The organism is uncultured Corynebacterium sp. (assembly GCF_902782855.1).
GTDB lineage: Bacteria > Actinomycetota > Actinomycetes > Mycobacteriales > Mycobacteriaceae > Corynebacterium.
Window position 1 is genome coordinate 1 of sequence record NZ_CACZOO010000174.1, and the last position, 2,369, is coordinate 2,369.

Annotated in this window: 3 protein-coding genes; 2 read left to right on the top strand and 1 reads right to left on the bottom strand. The window is 67.1% G+C overall.

All coding sequences use genetic code 11. The features are described 5' to 3' along the window. Positions 1–199 precede the first annotated feature (199 nt). Complete coding sequence (groES, locus tag QZV72_RS07805; RefSeq protein ID WP_297006979.1) at positions 200–499, top strand: co-chaperone GroES; 300 nt, start codon at positions 200–202, stop codon at positions 497–499. 7 nt (positions 500–506) lie between these two features. Next, positions 507–2,123, top strand: a complete 1,617-nt coding sequence (gene groL / locus QZV72_RS07810) for a chaperonin GroEL (protein WP_297006981.1) — start codon at positions 507–509, stop codon at positions 2,121–2,123. Here the strand turns inward: groL and QZV72_RS07815 are convergent. Continuing rightward, the coding region (locus tag QZV72_RS07815; RefSeq protein ID WP_297006983.1) for a hypothetical protein at positions 2,120–2,369 on the bottom strand (250 nt) is incomplete at its 5' end. The two genes, groL and QZV72_RS07815, sit on opposite strands and share 4 nt — an antisense overlap.

Genomic DNA, 2,369 nt, shown 5'->3' on the forward strand with positions numbered 1-2,369 from the left:
CGGTGAGCAGTCGGTGAGTGGCCGGTGGGTGGTCGGTGGCGGGTAGTTGGTGGCCGGAAAGGTTGAGCGTTAGCACTTGGCGGGGTAGAGTGCCAGTAGGTTGCAAGACACACAGTTGTTCACCCGCGACGACGGCTGTGCAGGCTCACCAACCGGCACAAGCAAACTCATTCGGACTGAATACACGGAGGTATTCATCGTGGCCAACGTCAACATCAAGCCCCTCGAGGACCGCGTCCTCGTCCAGATCGTCGAGGCTGAGACCACCACCGCATCCGGCCTGGTCATCCCGGACTCCGCCAAGGAGAAGCCGCAGGAGGCCACCGTCGTCGCCGTCGGACCGGGCCGCTGGGCCGATGACGACGACCGCATCCCGATGGACGTCAAGGAGGGTGACACCGTCATCTTCTCCCGCTACGGCGGCACCGAGCTCAAGTACGACGGCCAGGAGTACCTGCTCCTGAGCCAGCGCGACATCCTCGCCGTCATCGAGAAGTAGGAGCCCCATGTCGAAGCTCATCGCATTTGACCAGGAGGCCCGTGAAGGCCTCCAGCGCGGTGTCGACACGCTGGCGGACTCGGTGCGCGTCACCCTCGGCCCCAAGGGCCGTAACGTCGTGCTCGCCAAGGCCTTCGGCGGCCCCACCGTCACCAACGACGGTGTGACCATCGCCCGCGACATCGATCTCGAGGATCCTTTCGAGAACCTCGGTGCCCAGCTGGTGAAGTCGGTCGCCATCAAGACCAACGACATCGCCGGCGACGGCACCACCACCGCCACCCTGCTGGCGCAGGCGCTCATCGACGAGGGCATGCGGATCGTCGCCGCCGGCGCGAACCCACTGGAACTCAACAAGGGTATCGACGCCGCCGCCGAGAAGGTGCTCGCGTCCCTGCGCGAGCGCGCTCAGCCGGTCGCCGACAGCACCGCGATCGCCAATGTCGCGACCGTCTCCTCCCGGGACGCCGAGATCGGCGCCAAGGTTTCCGAGGCGATGGAGAAGGTCGGCAGGGACGGCGTCCTCACTGTCGAGGAATCGCAGTCCATCGCCGACGAACTCGTCGTCACCGAGGGCGTCTCCTTCGACAAGGGCTACCTGTCCCCCTACTTCGTCACCGAAGAAGAGACCGGCCACGCCGTCCTGGAGAACGCCCTGGTGCTCCTCGTCCGCGAGAAGATCAGCTCTCTGCCGGACTTCCTCCCCGTCCTGGAGCAGGTCGCCAAGTCCGGCAGGGAACTCTTCATCGTCGCCGAGGACGTCGATGGCGAGCCCCTGCAGATGCTCGTCGTGAACTCCATCCGCAAGTCCATCAAGGTCGTCGCCGTGAAGGCGCCGTACTTCGGTGACCGACGGAAGGCCTTCATGGACGATCTGGCCGTCGTCACCGGCGGTTCCGTCGTGGACAAGGAGATCGGCGGCAGTCTCTCCGAGGTGAAGATCGAGGAGCTGGGCACCGCCCGGCGCATCACCGTCACCAAGGACGAGACCGTCATCGTCGACGGTGCCGGCACCGCTGAGGCCCTCGAGGCCCGCCGCAACCAGATCCGCTCCGACATCGAGAGGACCGATTCCACCTGGGACCGGGAGAAGCTCGAGGAGCGGCTGGCGAAGCTGTCCGGGGGTGTCGCCGTCATCCGTGCCGGCGGAGCCACCGAGACCGAGGTCAACGAGCGCAAGCTGCGTATCGAGGACGCCATCAACGCCGCCCGTGCGGCCGCCCAGGAAGGTGTGATCGCCGGTGGCGGTTCCGTCCTGGTGCAGATCGCCGCGGAGCTCGACGAGTTCGCCTCGTCCTTCGAGGGCGACCGGGCGGTCGGTGTGAAGGCCCTGGCCCGCGCACTGCGTCGACCCGCCTACTGGATCGCCGACAACGCCGGACTCGACGGTGCTGTCGTGGTCGCCAAGATCGCCGACCACGCCAACGGTGAGGGTTTCAACGCCGCCACCGGCGAGTACGGCAATCTGCTGGAGCAGGGCATCATCGATCCGGTGAAGGTCACCCACTCCGCCGTCGTCAACGCGACCTCCGTGGCACGGATGGTCCTGACCACTGAGACCGCTGTCGTGGAGAAGCCCGCTGAGGCGGACCCCGACGCGGCCGGTCACGGACACCAGCACTAGTCCGGTTGCACCGGCACTCCGGCGTCGGCCGCCGGCAGGTCGGAGTACACGGTGCGCCGGTGCACGGCGTGCATGTCCTCCACGGAGCACACGGAGAGGCACGGTCCCTTCCCGGGGCCGTGCCTCTCCGCTGTCTCCGGTGTGTGGTGGCAGTGCCCGGGCGCATCACGGGGGTGTGTGGTGTGCCGTGGTCGGCGGTACGGTGTCCGCCGGTAGCCTGTGATCTCCTGCGGTGGCTGGCGGACC

Excerpts from the sequence above, each read along its gene's own strand:
- groL (WP_297006981.1), top strand. The coding sequence starts at position 507 with ATGTCGAAGCTCATCGCATTTGACCAGGAGGCCCGTGAAGGCCTCCAG.